General features: G+C 60.2%; 16 protein-coding genes and 1 tRNA gene. 4 read left to right on the forward strand and 13 right to left on the reverse strand.

The window, feature by feature from the left end; all coding sequences use genetic code 11:
- Positions 1–206 precede the first annotated feature (206 nt).
- From JK213_RS12745 to hisB, 9 genes are all read right to left on the reverse strand, one after another.
- Positions 207–1331: a site-specific integrase gene (locus tag JK213_RS12745; protein WP_194262233.1), complete on the reverse strand. Its 1125-nt coding sequence runs from the start codon at positions 1329–1331 to the stop codon at positions 207–209.
- Positions 1332–1422: 91 nt separating this feature from the next.
- A tRNA-Glu gene (locus JK213_RS12750) sits at positions 1423–1498 on the reverse strand.
- A gap of 48 nt (positions 1499–1546) precedes the next feature.
- Complete coding sequence (locus JK213_RS12755) at positions 1547–1915, reverse strand: histidine triad nucleotide-binding protein (RefSeq protein ID WP_194262234.1); 369 nt, start codon at positions 1913–1915, stop codon at positions 1547–1549.
- Between the two features lie 14 nt (positions 1916–1929).
- Positions 1930–2331, reverse strand: coding sequence for a phosphoribosyl-ATP diphosphatase (locus JK213_RS12760; RefSeq protein ID WP_194262235.1), 402 nt, complete (start codon positions 2329–2331; stop codon positions 1930–1932).
- Between the two features lie 4 nt (positions 2332–2335).
- Positions 2336–3097, reverse strand: coding sequence for an imidazole glycerol phosphate synthase subunit HisF (gene hisF, locus JK213_RS12765; protein ID WP_194262236.1), 762 nt, complete (start codon positions 3095–3097; stop codon positions 2336–2338).
- Positions 3091–4449 carry a 1-(5-phosphoribosyl)-5-[(5-phosphoribosylamino)methylideneamino]imidazole-4-carboxamide isomerase gene (gene hisA, locus JK213_RS12770; RefSeq protein ID WP_194262237.1) on the reverse strand — a complete coding sequence of 453 codons (1359 nt, stop codon included), beginning with the start codon at positions 4447–4449 and terminating at the stop codon, positions 3091–3093. The genes hisF and hisA overlap by 7 nt, the downstream gene beginning before the upstream one ends.
- A complete protein-coding gene (gene hisH / locus JK213_RS12775; protein ID WP_194262238.1) occupies positions 4446–5084 on the reverse strand; it encodes an imidazole glycerol phosphate synthase subunit HisH in 639 nt (212 codons plus the stop codon). The genes hisA and hisH overlap by 4 nt, the downstream gene beginning before the upstream one ends.
- Complete coding sequence (locus JK213_RS12780) at positions 5069–5470, reverse strand: hypothetical protein (protein WP_194262239.1); 402 nt, start codon at positions 5468–5470, stop codon at positions 5069–5071. Before JK213_RS12780 ends, hisH begins: the two co-directional genes overlap by 16 nt.
- Complete coding sequence (gene hisB / locus JK213_RS12785) at positions 5467–6063, reverse strand: imidazoleglycerol-phosphate dehydratase HisB (protein WP_086648118.1); 597 nt, start codon at positions 6061–6063, stop codon at positions 5467–5469. The genes JK213_RS12780 and hisB overlap by 4 nt, the downstream gene beginning before the upstream one ends.
- A gap of 211 nt (positions 6064–6274) precedes the next feature.
- Here hisB and JK213_RS12790 point away from each other — a divergent pair, with 211 nt between their 5' ends.
- Positions 6275–6877, forward strand: a complete 603-nt coding sequence (locus JK213_RS12790) for a nitroreductase (protein WP_194262240.1) — start codon at positions 6275–6277, stop codon at positions 6875–6877.
- A 4-nt stretch (positions 6878–6881) separates the two neighbouring features.
- Positions 6882–8066, forward strand: a complete 1185-nt coding sequence (gene ubiM, locus JK213_RS12795) for a 5-demethoxyubiquinol-8 5-hydroxylase UbiM (protein WP_194262241.1) — start codon at positions 6882–6884, stop codon at positions 8064–8066.
- A 15-nt stretch (positions 8067–8081) separates the two neighbouring features.
- Here the strand turns inward: ubiM and JK213_RS12800 are convergent, their stop codons facing one another.
- The 3 genes from JK213_RS12800 to JK213_RS12810 form a co-directional block, all read right to left on the reverse strand.
- The gene (locus tag JK213_RS12800; protein WP_194262242.1) at positions 8082–8567 is read right to left on the reverse strand and encodes a hypothetical protein; all 486 of its coding nucleotides are present in this window, start codon (positions 8565–8567) and stop codon (positions 8082–8084) included.
- Positions 8568–8660: 93 nt separating this feature from the next.
- The gene (locus JK213_RS12805; RefSeq protein WP_194262243.1) at positions 8661–11093 is read right to left on the reverse strand and encodes a DUF3772 domain-containing protein; all 2433 of its coding nucleotides are present in this window, start codon (positions 11091–11093) and stop codon (positions 8661–8663) included.
- 146 nt (positions 11094–11239) lie between these two features.
- Positions 11240–12313 (reverse strand): quinone-dependent dihydroorotate dehydrogenase, encoded by a 1074-nt coding sequence (locus tag JK213_RS12810; RefSeq protein ID WP_194262244.1) that lies wholly within the window; start codon positions 12311–12313, stop codon positions 11240–11242.
- A gap of 113 nt (positions 12314–12426) precedes the next feature.
- Between JK213_RS12810 and JK213_RS12815 the strand changes: the two genes are divergently transcribed.
- Positions 12427–12666, forward strand: coding sequence for a hypothetical protein (locus JK213_RS12815; protein WP_194262245.1), 240 nt, complete (start codon positions 12427–12429; stop codon positions 12664–12666).
- 2 nt (positions 12667–12668) lie between these two features.
- Here JK213_RS12815 and JK213_RS12820 read toward each other — a convergent pair whose 3' ends face one another.
- On the reverse strand, positions 12669–13613 hold the full coding sequence (locus JK213_RS12820; protein ID WP_228125462.1) for an alpha/beta fold hydrolase: 945 nt from the start codon (positions 13611–13613) through the stop codon (positions 12669–12671).
- On the opposite strand from JK213_RS12820, the gene dusB reads away from it, so the two are divergent.
- Positions 13612–14727: a tRNA dihydrouridine synthase DusB gene (gene dusB / locus JK213_RS12825; RefSeq protein ID WP_194262246.1), complete on the forward strand. Its 1116-nt coding sequence runs from the start codon at positions 13612–13614 to the stop codon at positions 14725–14727. The genes JK213_RS12820 and dusB overlap by 2 nt on opposite strands.
- Positions 14728–14732: the final 5 nt, after the last annotated feature.

Consider the following 14732-nt stretch of genomic DNA (forward strand, 5'->3'; position numbering starts at 1 on the left):
GGTCTGTATATTCCTCAAAGTAAGAAGACGTGTTTATAAATCAAACAGGAAAACGACCCCGAGAATTTTGAGGTCGTCACGAAATCTACTTCCGAAAAGCATTTCCTGTTTCTGGCTAGAGAGATTTTCCGCACATGGATAAATATGACAAATCATGTCAAGCGGAGAGATGTCCTGTGTTCGTATGCATGTTTGGCGTGTCGCATCTATTTGATAGCGCTTTCTTCCCGATCGTAGATGTATCCAAGCAGACGAGCGCGCTCTTCTGCGTCCTCAGCAAGGGTTGTCAGTACGGGCTGGTAGTAGCGATCCAGGCTTTTGAGATCGCGATGCCCGGTGACCTTGCACAGATCCAGGGGATTGGGGAAAAATCTGGCAAGACGGCTAGTGGCTTCATACCGGAGGTCGTGAAACGTCAGATCGTCAAGCCCTGCTTTTTTAACACGCCGACCGTATCGCACTGAAAAAGCCCGTTCATCGCCGATCTGAAAGATCAGGTCATCCGGATCAGGTGAAGCAGAAAGCGTGTTCAGCTTGTCGTAGAGCAATGCTCGCGCCCCGGGCATCAGCGGGCGCAGTTCCGGGCCCTTTTCCTCGGCAAGATGCAGGGTCTTGGTGTGCCGAAGCGAAATTGTTCGTGCCATAAGATTGATATCGCGCCAGCGCAGGGATGCGGCTTCGCCTAATCGGGTGGCCTGCTCAATGGCCCATCTCACAAACCAGACGTCGTCCGGATGGCTTTCGGACGTCACTGCGGCAAGCAGCCGGTCATATTCGCTGGCTTCTGTCGTGTTGGGAACAGTAGGAGGCGTTGGGCTCTCCGGGGCGTCTTCCACCAGTCGTCGGTTGCGCTTGCGATCGGCTCCTGTCGGCCGCTTGACGACTGTCGCAGGGGCCAGATCCTTGCCCTGCCGGTCGCGAAAGCCGCGAACGGCTGGAACCGTCAGGCGAGAGAGCTTCAGGTCTGCGATGGGATCGCGAAGCAGTGCTGGAATATGCCCTGTCCGGTCAGCGTCGCGGTGAGCCATGCATTCGTCACGGTAGCGCTCAATCAGGGTTCTAAGCACGAGACCGTCCAGGGCCCGGACGTCGATATGACGCCCTTCACGCACTTTGACCGAGGTTTTCTCGAGCCAGGCGCGGGCGAGGCGGGCGGTGTCAAATGTTCTGATGATCCGCTGGCCGTTGACCAGCTTGCGGGCCCTGTATTGCCTGTGCCCGCGGCAACTCACGCCATCAGGCAGCGGACGTCCCGTGGCGGGATCTTTGGCATTCTCGGCGGACTTTATACGGGCCATGAGACGAACTCCGAAATGAGACGGAATCGTCATTGGTCCAGAATTGGTCCAAAATCGCTACTTAATTTTTGTAATGGAGGGCCTAGTTTGGCGGTAAGTGCTTGATAGCATTGCCAAATAAATTTGGTGTCCCATAGGGGATTCGAACCCCTGTTGCCGCCGTGAGAGGGCAGTGTCCTAGGCCTCTAGACGAATGGGACGAGGCGAAGGGCTTAATAGGGTGCCCTTCGGATCTTTGCAAGCGTTATTTAGGAGGTTTTTTGTGTCAGCAGAGGGCCGAGGCTTTTTCCGCCGAACAGATGAACATGGAAATGGGGGACTTCCTGTCCGGAATTAGGCCCGGAATTGCTGATGAGGCGGAAGCCTTCTTGGGTCAGGCTTTCGTCTTCGGCGACTTTTGAGACTGCACGCCAGAAGCCTGTGATTTCCTCTGGAGAGGCTGTTGCGCCAAAATCTGCGATGGAGACGTAAGGACCTTTGGGGATGACCAGAACATGGATCGGCGCCTGAGGGGCAATATCGTGAAAGGCGAGCACGAAATCATCTTCATAGACCGTGCGTGAGGGGATTTCCTTACGCAGGATGCGGGCGAAGATGTTGTTGGGATCGTATGCCATGGGCAGGCTCCTGTTCAGCCGATCTTTTCCTTGGGGCGGGCAGCTTTTTCTGCGATGCCGCTGGTGCCTTCGCGGCGCTTGAGTTCCGTCCAGACGTCTTCAGGGGAGACGCCAGCGTCCACCCACATAACGATCAAGTGGTACAGAACATCCGCGCTTTCGCCGATCAGCTCCTTGCGGTTGCCGTTGACGGCTTCAATCAGGCACTCAACCGCTTCCTCACCGAATTTCTGGGCGATTTTGTTGCGGCCGCGGGACATCAGGCGTGCGGAATGGCTGAGAGACGGGTCGGTACCGCGACGGGACTGGACCGTGTCATACAGGCGCTGGAGAATCTGTTCCTGCAGGAGGTCGGATTTCTTGTCATCCTGCTGTTTTGAGGGCTTCGGAGCCGGTTTGGTGGCGGGTTTACCCATGATCTTATTCTCCAAGCCTGACCGGCAGACCGGCCTTGTTCAGCGCGTTCTTGACTTCATCGATGCGGAACTGGCCGAAGTGGAACACACTTGCCGCCAGAAGGCCACTTGCGCCAACTTCCGCGCCCTCCACGAAATGCTGTAATTCGCCCACGCCGCCCGAGGCAACAACCGGAACAGTCACGGCGTTGCAGACCGCGCGCAGCAGATCGAGGTCAAAACCTGCGCGGGTGCCGTCGCGGTCCATGCTGGTCAGCAGGATTTCACCTGCGCCGAGATCCTGCATTTTCCGTGCCCATTCCACGACATCCAGACCTGTGGGTTCGCGGCCGCCCTTGGCATAGACTTCCCATCCACCCTGGCCATTGGAGCGCGCATCGATGGCAACGACGATGCACTGACTGCCGAAACGTTCAGAGGCCTCACGGATCAGGTCCGGGTTTTTGATAGCAGCCGAGTTGACGGCGCATTTGTCGGCACCGGCGAGCAGCAGACGGCGCATGTCTTCGCAGGTGCGGACACCACCACCTACGGTCAGGGGCAGACAGATGGCTTCAGCCGTGCGGCGAACGACGTCGAGAATGGTATCCCGGTTTTCAACGCTGGCGGTGATGTCCAGAAAGGTGAGTTCGTCGGCACCGGCGGCGTCGTAAAGTTTGGCCTGTTCGACCGGATCACCCGCGTCGCGCAGGGAGACGAAGTTCACCCCTTTAACGACGCGACCGTCCTTGACGTCCAGGCAGGGGATGACGCGGAGTTTCAGCATGACCCGAGGACGTCCAGTGCGTCTTTGAGCGCGATACGGCCGTCGTAAAGCGCGCGTCCGACGATCGCGCCGGAAATGCCCGGAACGTCGCGGGCGACATCGCGCAGGGCTTTGAGATGCTCCAGAGTTCCGACACCGCCGCTGGCGATGACGGGAATGGACAGGCGGCGTGCCATGTCTGCGGTCTGTTCGAGGTCAAGCCCGGCCAGCATTCCGTCGCGGGTGATCTCGGTGAAGATCACGGCGGCGACACCGGCGTCTTCCATGCGCAGGGCCAGATCGTTGGCTTCCAGTTCCGACACTTCTGCCCAGCCTTCGGTGGCGACGCGTCCCTGTCTGGCGTCGATGCCAGCAACGATACGGCCCGGGAAGGCACGGGCGGCCTGACGCACGAGTTCGGGGTCCTTGACGGCCACGGAACCCAGAATGACGCGTGAGACGCCCGCTTCGAGCCAGCGTTCAATCGCGGCCATATCCCGGATGCCGCCGCCGAGCTGTACGGGAAGGCTGGTGGCTTTCACGATGGATTCGATCGCCGGAATATTGGTCGAACGGCCTGCAAAAGCACCATTCAGGTCCACGACATGGATGTGACGGCATCCGGCTTCGGCGAACATGCGGGCCTGGGCACCGGGATCGTCAGAGTAATGGGTGGCGTCTTCCATTTCGCCGCGACGCAGGCGGACGCAGGCGCCGTCCTTGAGGTCGATGGCCGGGTAGAGCGTCAGGCCGTGTGTCGCAGTCCGGGTTACGGGCTCGGGTGCCACACCGGAGGCGGAACTGCTTGCGTCAGGCATGGCGATGCTGGACTGCCAGCGGGCGGCCTCGTTCTCGTTCGCCAGAAGTTTTGAGAGAAAAAGTCCGCGCACCGTCTGCCCTCCGATCCGTGCATAATAAGGATGCGTGCCCCAGTGTTCGAACTCGAATGACCGGAACAGCCCGATAGCGGCGACATGCGTTTCGCGGATGTCGCAGTTTACAACCTTGCACCCAATGGCTTTTGCGCCCTTGAGCATGGCTTCCAGAAGCGCGCGTCCCAGACCGCGGCCTCGGGCATAGGGCGCTACGAAAAAGCCGGTCAGGTTGGCGGTCGCTGCGTGGGCTTCATAGCTTGCAGGCGGCCGGACAAGCTGGCCCGCCCCGCAGATCGTGCCGCTGTCACGCACGACATACAGGCTGCGTTCCGGCACAAGCAGCAGGCCCTCGAAATAGCGCGCCAATGCTTGATGGCCGGGAGGCTGAAGCCAGCCGAAACCGCCGCCGTCCAGAATACCCGCCGATGTGGCCTCGATCAGAGCGTCCAGATCTTCGGACGATAGTGACGAGACGACCCGTTCGCAGGTGATCGTCATGAAGTCCACCGTAGGAAGTTGCCGAGGATGGTCAGGCCGACATCCTGGCTTTTTTCGACGTGGAACTGCGTGCCGCAGCGGTTTCCGCGGGCAACGATGGCCGGAACCTGCGTGCCGTACTGCGCGGTGGCGACCAGATCGCTCTCTGCGCCATCATGCAGGGCATAGGAGTGAACGAAATAACCGTGATTGCCCGGCGTGAGGCCGTCCGTCAGGAGATGCGCGCCGGGTGTGAAATCCAGCGTGTTCCAGCCCATATGGGGTAGGCGCAGACCGGCATTCGCAGCCTCGTCCATGCGGCGGATATTGCCGGAAATCCAGCCCAGCCCTTCGGTGCGGCCATGTTCGAGGCCATATTCGCTCATGAGCTGCATGCCGACGCAGATGCCGAGAAACGGGGTGCCATTGGCGGTTGCGGTTTCAAGCATGGCGCGCAGTTCGGGGCCAAGACCCTGCGCGCAGTCCGCGAATGCGCCCTGACCGGGGAGGATCAGACGGTCTGCGGTGAGGATGTCGTCTGCGTCGCGGGAAATGACGACGTCGGCTTCGATCCCCTTGCGTGTCGCGGCCTTGCGGGCTGCCTGTGCGGCCGAGGCGAGATTTCCGCCATTGTAGTCAATTACGACGACGCGCATGGAAACTCCGGGGATGTGCCGTAGGAAGGGGCGTATTGCTGCTGGTCCATCCAGCGCAGGAGCGCGATGTCCCGGCTGGGTGCGGCGATGGGCGTACCGGGAACGCGGCCGTTCAGGCGCTGTTCCCACAGCCGGATCTCAGCCGTAAAGCTGGCGAGGACAGCGTGAATGGCTACGACCAGATCAAGCCGGGGCCAGAACCCTTTCAGGACATGCAGAACGATCATGGTGACGGCGGCAGCCAGAAGGGCGGAAATCCATGCGCCATAGGTCAGCAGGCCAAACCAGCCGAAAAACAGGACGCGCCATGAAAAACCGTCCTGCACCATCACGGGGATCTGCGGGCCGGGAGCATCGGGCTTCGTGCAGGGAATATAGAGCTTCACAGCACGCCTTTGGTGGAAGGAATAGCGCCCGCCGAGCGCGGATCGTGCGAAACGGCAACTTTCAACGCGCGGGCAACGGCCTTGAAGCCGCTTTCAGCGATGTGATGAGCATTGGTGCCAGCCTTGCAGGTCAGATGCAGGGCGATATGGGCGGACATGGCGAAGGCGCGGAAAAACTCTTCGAACAGTTCCGTGTCCATCGTCCCGATCTTCTCCCGCGGAAAGACGACATTCCACGCAAGATAAGGGCGGCCGGAAATATCCACCACGGCTTCGCACAGGGCTTCGTCCAGCGGGACAAGCGCATGACCGAAACGTTCGATCCCACGCTTGTCTCCGATGGCCTGACGAAAGGCCTGTCCGAAAACGATGCCGACATCCTCGACGGTATGATGCCCGTCGATATGCAGGTCTCCCTTGGCCTTCAGGTCAAGGTTGAAGCCGCCATGTTTGGCCAGCGCCGTCAGCATATGATCGAAAAAGCCAATGCCGCTGTCCACGTCGGAACGGCCTTCGCCGTCGAGTGTGAGGGCAAGGGTGATGTCGGTTTCGCTGGTGGCGCGATGCAGGCTAGCGTGGCGGATGTCGTTCATGACCTCTCTGCTACACCAGCATGGCGCGGATTTCCACGCTATCCGGCTAAGATGCGTGCAAAATCCGTCCGTTTGCAGAAAGAAAAAGCCGGAGCGGGAAAAGCGTGTTCCCGGAGGAAACCGTACGAAAGCACGTCACGTTTCCTTGAAGTGGGCCGTGTCAGGAAATTGCCCTTGGCGAGGAAGAAAGATCGGCCCATATTTCCTGATTATGGCACATCATCATTCCCCCCTCGACGTCCTTCTCTCCCGCGCCTCGACGGACCATCTCGTCGAGCCTCCGCCGAAGGGGGATGATATCCGCACCATTCTCTCTGCTGGCCTGCGGGCGCCAGATCACGGGAAAATGCGGCCCTGGCGCTATACGGTGATCAAGGGCAAGCATCGCGAGGCCTTCGCCGATCTCGTGGTGGAAGCGATGGGGCGGCAGGAGCCCGATGCGCCTGAAGCCAAGAAGACCAAGCGTCATCATCGCTTCTCCAACATGCCAATGATCATCGCACTTGGGATGCATCTTAAGCCTGAAGGAAAAATCCCGGTCATCGAACAGGAAATGGCTGTGGCCGCAGGAGCGATGAATGTTCTGAATGCGCTTCACGCATCCGGTTTCGGCGGTATGTGGGTAACGGGTCCGTTCTGTGAAGACCGTATTCTGTTAACAGCTCTGGGGCTGCCCGAGCCGCATCGTCTCGCCGGTTTCCTGTTCGTCGGAACGCCCGCGAAGCATTCCGATGAGCGCAAGCGTCCCGAAATCGACGATTACATGGCGGTCTGGAAGGGCGATGCCATCAAGTTCGCCGCGGATGCCGGCTGAACAGATGCGTTACGACGTTATCATCGCGGGTGGTGGTCCGGTCGGGTTGGCTGCGGCCATTTCGTTTGCGCGGGACGGACGTAAGGTCTGCCTTGTCGAGCGGTCATCTGCGGATGTACTGGCCGATCCGCCTTTTGACGGGCGGGAAATCGCGCTGACACATCATGCCTCGGAATGGCTGAAAGCTGTCGGTGCGTGGGACGAGATCCCGGCTGGTAGCATCTGCCCGATGTATACAGCCCGGATTGAGACCGGGAAGACTGGAAATCCGCCACTTCTCTTTGATGCACCCGCCGATGGCCCTGATGCGCTGGGGCATATGGTGGCGAATCATCTGATCCGCCGGGCGCTTTATCGCGTGGTTTCGAGAACGCCGGGTATAGACCTCAAAGCCGGGGAAGGCATTGCCAGTTCGTGGCACGATACGCGGTCGGCAGGCGTCATTCTGGCCAATGGCGAACGTCTTGAGGCCGATCTGCTCGTGGCGGCGGATGGGCGTTTTTCACGCCTGCGGACCGAAGCCGGGATCGGGGCGATCGTTCACGATTTCCAGCGGAACATCATGGTCTGCCGGATGCGGCATCCCGAGCCGCATGCCAATACGGCGCTTCAATGGTTCGATGAAGGGCAGACGATTGCTCTGCTTCCGGTCGCAGCGGATGATCGTCCGGGGTCCTGTTCATCGCTGGTTCTGACGCTGGAGCCAGACGAGATCGCGCGTCTCAAGGCGCTCGATGGGAAGGCGTTCAGCGAGGATATCACCGCCCGTACGCAGGGGCGTATGGGGCCGATGACGCTGGAGAGCGCGCGTTGCGTGTATCCGCTCAAGGCCGTTTACGCCCATCGCTTTCAGGCGCCGCGTCTGGCCCTGATCGGGGATGCCGCGGTGGGAATGCATCCGATTACGGCGCACGGGTTCAATCTTGGCCTTAAGGGACAGGAAGTTCTGGCCAAGGCGATTGCAGATGGTCCCGGTGATGCGGGTGATCCGTCCGTTCTGTCGCGTTTCGAGCGGACGCACCGTCTGGCGACGGCGCCGCTCTTTGCGGCCACCAATGCCATTGCGACCGTTTATACCCGTGACGAAGCCCCGTTCCTGATGGCGCGTCGGGCCGGGCTGGCAGTGGCCAACCGGCTTCTGCCCTTCAAGGCTGCCGTGACGAATATGCTGATGGATCGTCAGGGCTGAGGCCCTGACCATCTTTCAGTTGAAATGTGCTCGCAGCAGCGGTGTTGACGAAATGCAGAGCATGATCAGCCCGAACAGCGCCATAACCTTGATAATAAAAAAGCAGGCATGGTGGCGGGCATCCGCCCCGGTTGCCAGCATCATGAACGGGTCTGGATCAGGAAAGCCGGTCTTGCTGTTGATCTGCACGAGTTCCAGGGCCCGCTGACGGCTGGGCGCCGCCTGCGCCCGGCGGCGCGCCATTTCCGTGCCGGATATATCGGCTTTTTCGTGCAGGGCGGTAAGATAGAGTTCCAGATCTTCGCGACGATACGCGATTTTGCCATCCGGGCCCTGCGTGTGTGCAGGCCCCGTGCCGAGGAGGGACAGCAGCTTCATTCTGCGTTCCGGTAGCGCGAGATGGGCGGCTGCTTCCGCTCTTGAGAGCGTTTTTGAGCGTACAGGCAGATGAAAGACCTGTCCGCCTGACTTTTCACCGGGAATATGTGTCGGAGACGGCATTGGTCTGAATCCTGATTTCTCTGGACGGACTGACATTATGGTCAGTCCGTTCGGAAATCGAGTATTTCCCGGAGTCCCACTCCTTATTTTTGATCAGGCTGTTGTGATGGCGATGCCTTCGGAACGGAACCGGCGGAAGACGTCAAAGAGAATGGCGTCCTGCACGCTGCTGGCGTCGCGCGCGGAGGTGAGGGCGACACTCAGGGTCACAGTCAGGCTGTCTGCGGTAATGGCACTGACCCGGACTTTGGGGGCGGGTGTTGCGAGGACGTCGTCGCGATGTGCGGCAACTTCCAGCAGCATGGATTTTGCTCTTTCCGGATGGGTCGCCACCGGAACCTGAAATGTCAGGGTCAGGGTGCCCGTCGCACCGCTCAGCGTGGCGTTTTTGACGCTTGTGGTGATGAACTGAGAGTTCGGAACGATCATGGTCGAACCGTCGCTCAGCCCGATATCGGTCGCGCGGATACTGATGCGTTTGATATCGCCCCGTGTACCAGCGATTTCGACCATGTCTCCAACGCGCACTGGCCGTTCGGCCATAAGAATAACGCCAGAGACGAAGTTCTGCACGATGGATTGCAGGCCAAAACCGATACCGACCGAGAGAGCACTGACCACCCAAGTCAGGTTCTGCACAGACACCCCGGCGATGGAGAGAATGCCAAGGCCGACGAGGATCCACGAGCAATAGGTGAAAATGCTGAGGATCGACGTCCGGCTGCCGATATCGAGGCGGGTGGTCGGGAAAAACCGGTCCCTGATCCAGCTTCGGGTCTGGCGGATGGCGTAATAGGCGACCACGGCCAGCACGATGACCAGGACGACCGTATCGAGAGAAATCTTCACGCCGTGAATGGTGTTGCCGACGAACAGCAGCCAGAGGCGTGTGGTGATATCCGTGACGCTGAAGCTGCCATCTGTCTGGGCAATGGAAAACAGTAGCAGAAGCAGTAGGATATTTCCAAGCCCGGAGAGGATCACTCCGATCTGCGACAGGCGCGGCTGGGGGAGGCCAAGCTGCATCAGGCGGAGGCTGAAGAAACTGCCTTCCGAAAACAGCCGCTCCAGAACATCGCGCCAGCACAGACCCAGAAGGGCCACGATGGCCACGCCCGTGCCCAGCGACAGCAGCCAGCCATTGAGCGTGAAGGCGAAGGCCACATAGCCCAGCAGGATGGAAATGACCGTGACCGTCAGAAGCAGGCTGGACACACCCAGCGCAGACGGCGCAAAGCCGCGCGTATCGTTCTGGTTGCCCAGTCGGCGGAACGTATCCACGGCACACAGGCCGATGGCGATGGAGAACGCGATTTCCAGCAGGATCTGAAGCGTCTGCCCAAAAGCATCCTGAGCTTGAAAGGCGCGCAGCAGATCCAGAAGAAGAATGCTGATCGCCAGAATCCAGTCCACACCCCGAAGCGCTTTGCGCTCCCCGGGATTGCCCTGCGCGAGAACACCGCTCCGCCCAAAAACAGGCAGTCCGGCGCCAATAATGAAGCCGCAGACAGGAACGGTCTCGCCGATGATCGCACCAATCGGGCCGCCGCCATCGGGCAGGGCAGCCGCAGCCCAGATGAACCATGTCAGTGTAGCGATCAGGGCTTCCAGCGCACCGTTCAGCGTAATGGCAATGACGCTGGCGGAGAGCGCCTCTTTCACGCTGTCTTCGGTAGCGGGCCGGAAATGGGCGCCACAGCGCTTGAGAAGACGCAGGATCAAAGGAGAACTGAGGCCGATGACCGCGAAAGTGATCGCGCAGCCGATCAGAAGGTGGAGCCAGTTCGCCAGAACGCCGCCTTCATGAAACGAAGAGTGGTTTTCGGCGCGCTCGGTCAGGAGCGTGTTCCAGAAGCGCGGAGCCAGCGGTGAAACCGTATGCTCAGACAGGGCCGCGTGTTGCAACTGCGTCCGGCGGGCGTTGATGGCCGTGTTGAGCTGCTGGGCCTGAAGATTATAGAGTCTGGCGCGGATCAGGGCCGATTTCACGGACTGCGCATTCTGTTGCATTCGCTGCCGCTGTGCCGTGACGGACGGGTCTTCATTTTCCGCCGCGCTGGTGCCGAGGATCTTCAGAAAAGATTCGGTGATGTTGTCGTAGGACTGGATCTGCGTGACGGCATCCTGCGTGTTCTGCTGGACCTTCTGGATCCGGGACGACAGGCTGTCGAGCTCGCTGTTGCCCGTATTTTCGTCTTTGCGGTTCAGAACGGCGAAGACCTGGCGCAGAGTGGTGGCGCTGTCGTCGAGTTGGTGAGCGATGGTGCTGGAAACCGCAGCCCAGCCAAGGCCGGATGTGGTGGGATCGGACTGCGCGTCGTTTCCAATGCCTTTAGGCATGGCTTTGGAAGGGGCCGTGTTCGTTTGGGCTGTAGCCTGAGGCGCGGCATGTGCAGCGGGAGGAACCAGTCCTGCAAAAACAAGTGTGAAAGCGACGGACAGAACACTCAGAACACGTCCGCAAACGGCTCCAGACCGCTGTTGTTTAAGAGATGAAGAGGCGCGCGCGGCAGGCCATGTGGTCATGCGTCGGGTGTTCCGTTCAGTGTCTTGATGGGTTTTCAACGGTTTGCAGGGACAGGGGTTCGATTGCGGCGGAGAACACGGATATGAAAAAGGCATCTTTTCCCAGAGAGAAAAGATGCCCGGGAGGCGTAAAGTGCTGCGGAGGATCAGTCCTTCCAGTCCACTCCATGCGCGTCCGCAATCGACTCGAAGCCGTCGCGACGCATGGCGTCCAGAAGTTCCTGTTTCATGCGGCTCAGGATGCCGGGGCCCTGAAGCACGAAGGAGGAATAGATCTGCACCATGTCCGCGCCCATGCGGATGCGGGCCAGAATGTCCTCGCCTGTTTCAATGCCGCCGCAGGAAATCAGCGCCAGCCGGCCCTTGTTCAGTCCGGAGACGATCCGCAGCACATCCCGCGAACGGGCCGCCAGAGGGCGCCCGGACAGGCCGCCGGTTTCGCGGGCTGCCGGATCGCGCAGGCTGCCGGGACGGGCGATGGTCGTGTTGGTCAGGATCAGGCCCTGCGCACCACCTTCGATGGCTGCTTCAAGGATTGGTTCGTAGGAGCTGTCATCCAGATCCGGTGCGAGCTTGACCAGAAGTGGGGGCCGTTCGGGATTGCGCGTGTTGATCGCTGCCAGAAGCTCTTTCAGCATCGCCGCCGACTGAAGATCCCGCAGGCCCGGCGTATTGGGCGACGACAGATTCATCGTGATGTAGTCGGCATAAGGACGCACACGGGCAACGAGTTCCGGATAATCCCGAAGCGGGTCGGAACCGGTCTTGTTGATACCGATATTCACGCCCAATGGAACGATCGGGCCGCGCGTCCGGCCATTGGGCATCGGACGGTGCAGACGGGCGAGACGTCGGCAGAAGCGGTTCACGCCACAGCCGTTGAACCCCATGCGGTTGATGATCGCACCGTCCTCGACCAGCCGAAACAGGCGCGGGCCCGGATTGCCGGGCTGGGGGCGGGGCGTCACGGTTCCGGCCTCGATATGCCCGAAGCCCAGCTTTGCGAGCGGGCGAATGGCGCGGGCATCCTTGTCGAACCCGGCGGCCAGGCCGATCGGATTGGGAAAGCGCAGGCCGAGCACACGGGTCGAGAGGGCCGGGACGTCTTTTGCCGCCTGACCGCCGAGGCCAAGAGCGAGAGAGTGAATGGCAAGTTCATGCGCCGTTTCGGTGTCGAAGCGGTGCAGGAGAGGAGTGACGAGCGTTCCGAGATCGATCATGAGTCGTTTCCATACCCTAATCCGTGCGGTGAAGCATCCACCTCACAGCTTTGGGCGATGTCTGGTGGCGTTTTATCTTGGCGGTAACGCAAGGACACGATAGACGCGAATGCATGTCCGATGTCCCTGCTTCTGAATCCTATGACGAGCCTTACCTTGAGACGTGTTGCCGCTCGACGCTGCACCGGCTCCTGCTCTGTGCCGCCACAGGCCGTCCGACCGGATTGAAAGACCAGCCCTGTCTGGAGCGGTTGGAGCGGCTGGGCTTGTCCGAACTGCGTGATGACGGGCGTTTCGTGATTACGCAGGACGGTTCGAAGCGGCATAGTGAAGAAATCGGCCCAACAGGCTGAGCTCAGCTTTTCAGAAACTCCAGAACCGCACGGTTGAACTTTTCAGTTTCGTCCAGAAAAACCATGTGAGCACTGTCTTTGAAGTCCATGCTGGTACAGTTGGGCATGTGCTGTGCGACCCAGGCGGGACCTTCGGGGTCCAGTATCGTATCTTTTCGGGCCACCATCATCAGGGCCGGAAGCGTGAGATGCGGCAGGACATCGCGCCAGTCCTGCGTGGTGTGATCGGCCATCATGGCGCTGCGGGCATGGGCGGGACTTTGTGCCATCTCCCGAAGCAGGAAGGCTTTTTCTTCGTCTGGAAGGGGATGGCAGATGCAGTTTTCCAGATTGGCCCGGTCGAAGTCTTCCGGGGTGAGGGTTAGTTGCTGCTGTACGGCCGTCAGGCCCGCCTGATCGTAACAGTCGGCATGGCCGAGCTTCCAGTCAGCAGAATAATACTGTTTCGGGGTCTGCTGGACGAATATGGCATTACGGATGCGCTCTGATCCGAACAGTTCCAGATACGACCAGATGACCGGACAGCCGATCGACCAGCCCAGAATCGTGACGTCCCGCAGGTTCAGCACCACCAGCAGGTCCCGTAGATCGGCGGCCAGACGGGCGATCCTGTAACCGTGTGACGGTTTTTCCGAACGCCCATGGCCGCGCAGGTCCACAGTGATGACGCGGGCCTGTTCGGAGATCGGGCCGACATTGCGATGAAAGAAGCGTCCCGAAAACGTCCAGCCATGAATCATGACGATGGGCCGTCCGTGTCCCTGTTCCTCGTAATGGATGCGGATTCCGTCACTGGTCGTGATATGCGGCATGGTCTTCTCCGTAAAAACACTGGCCGGATGGGGTGTGGACATTGTCGGAGGCCATAGCGCGCGGACCATAAGGCGGGTTGCGTTCAAAGGAGCGTTTGCGCTTGCGGGGGCAGGGCGGTAAATTGGAAGGGCCATGACTGTTTCCTCACCTTCCGTCACGCCTGACGCGCCTGAAACCGCCCCTCCGAACCGTGTTCTGAAACCCATTGATCTGGGGCAGGGCGTGGTGATCGAGGACCCGGTAATTCTTGCCCCTCTCTCGGGGGTGACGGATCTGCCGTTCCGCCAGCTCGCGCGCGATCTGGGAGCAGGGCTTGTCGTGTCGGAAATGATCGCTTCCTGGGCGATGATCCGTGAGAACGAAAACACCATGCGCATGGCGCGGATGGCCGAGCGCGGGCCCAATGCGGTTCAGCTTGCCGGGTGTGATCCCGAAGCCATGGCGCAGGCAGCGAAGATTTCGGTCGATGGGGGGGCGAACCTCATCGACATCAATTTTGGCTGTCCGGTCAAGAAAGTGGCGATCGGGCAGATGGCTGGCTCCGCACTGATGCGCGACGAGGTTTTGGCCGGGAAGCTGCTGGAAGCCACGGCGCGGGCCGTGAATGTGCCGGTGACGCTCAAGATGCGCATGGGCTGGGACCATAACTCCCTCAATGCGCCGCGTCTGGCGAAAATCGCGGAAGAGAGCGGAATCCGGCTTGTGACGGTCCATGGTCGCACCCGGCAGATGTTCTATAACGGTACGGCGGACTGGCGTTTCGTCAAAACGGTAAAGGACGCGGTCTCGCTGCCAGTCATCGTCAATGGTGACATCAACACCATTCGCGATGCGCGTGAGGCGCTGCACCAGTCTCAGGCCGATGGCGTCATGATCGGGCGCGGCTGCTACGGACGACCGTGGTTCACGGCGCAGGTAGCGCAGTCCCTGCGGACCGGCGAGGATGTGCCGGACCCGGATCTGGCGACCGAAAAAGAGATCGCCCTTCGTCATTACCGCATGATGCTCGACCATTTCGGCGAACGTCCGGGACTGCGCCTCGCGCGCAAACATGTCTCCTGGTATTCCGCTGGGCTGCCGGGGTCTGCGACGTTCCGCTCTACGATCAATAATGTTGATAACGCTGCTGAAGCCATTGCACTGCTCGAAGGCTTCTATGGCCGTCATATCGAAGCCGGTGTTGTGCGGAACCGCGAAGCCGGACCGGCAGGCAGTCTGAGCCGCGATGGCACGCGTGAGGCGGCCTGACATTA

Source organism: Gluconobacter sp. Dm-44, from assembly GCF_018256175.1.
In the GTDB taxonomy this organism is placed as follows: domain Bacteria; phylum Pseudomonadota; class Alphaproteobacteria; order Acetobacterales; family Acetobacteraceae; genus Gluconobacter; species Gluconobacter cadivus.